The sequence below is a fragment of the Methylorubrum zatmanii genome (assembly GCF_014845115.1).
GTDB lineage: Bacteria > Pseudomonadota > Alphaproteobacteria > Rhizobiales > Beijerinckiaceae > Methylobacterium > Methylobacterium zatmanii.
Map to the genome: position 1 here is coordinate 1 of NZ_NKUI01000366.1, position 1,120 is coordinate 1,120.

The window sequence follows — 1,120 nt, forward strand, 5'->3', positions numbered from 1 at the left end:
GGCTGCTCGATCCTGCCGGCTGCGGGTCCGACGACCTCGGCGATTGAGTCGGGGGCGGATGTGTCCACCGCCGAGGGCCTGTTCGCCCGCTACGAGATCATCGACGTGGACAGCGCCCTGATCGAGGCCCTGCGCACCCGCCCCCTGGACAGCCTGCTCGTCACCTTCGGCGACAACCGCCCGGCGGTCGAGCCGGTGATCGGCATCGGCGACTTCGTCGCGGTGCAGGTCTGGGAGGCCGGCTCCGGCGGCCTGTTCTCCGGTCCGCTGGTGGCCGACCGCTTCTCCGCCGGCTCCAAATCCGCCCTGATCCCCGAGCAGGTGGTGGGCCAGGACGGCTCGATCAGCGTGCCCTATGCCGGGCGCATCAAGGTCGCCGGCCGCCGCACCCAGGACGTCCAGGGCCTGATCGAGGCCGAACTCGCCGGCAAGGCGATCCAGCCGCAGGTGCTGGTCTCGGTCACCAAGCCGGTCTCGCAATCGGTCTCGGTCACCGGCGAGGGCGCCATGGGCATGCGCATCCCGCTCTCGGGCCGGGGCGACCGCCTGCTCGACGTGATCGCCCAGGCCGGCGGCGTGCGCACCCCCGTGGCCGAGACCTTCGTGCGCCTGTCGCGCGGCAACCGCACGGTCACGGTGCCGATGAGCACGGTGGTGGCCAACCCGCGCGAGAACATCTTCGTGCGCCCCGGCGACACCCTGACCCTGGTGCGCGATCCGCAGACCTTCCTGGCGGTGGGCGCGCTCGGCAACACCACCGAGGTGCCGTTCTCCGCCGACGGCTTGACCCTGTCGCAGGCGCTGGCCCGCGCCTCGGGCCTGCGCGAGACCCAGGCCGATCCGGCCGGCGTGTTCATCTTCCGCTACGAGCCGGCCGGCGTCGTGCGCCGGCTGCGGCCGCACTCGCCGCTGCTGGCCGCGGGGCAGGTGCCGGTGGTCTACCGGGTCAACCTGCGCGACCCCCAGGGCCTGTTCCTGACCCAGAGCTTCCGCATGCGCAACCGCGACCTCGTCTACGTGTCGAGCTCGCCCTTCGCCGAACTCGGAAAGGTCCTCAGCGTCTTCTCCACCGTCGCCGCACCCATCGGCGCAGGCGCCTCCATCTATACCGTCACGAAGT

1 protein-coding gene is annotated in these 1,120 nt (G+C 71.9%); it reads left to right on the top strand.

Features of this window, described 5'->3' with window-relative positions; all coding sequences use genetic code 11:
- On the top strand, window positions 1–1,120 hold a 1,120-nt coding region (locus MZTS_RS24780; protein WP_192285981.1), incomplete at both ends, for a polysaccharide biosynthesis/export family protein.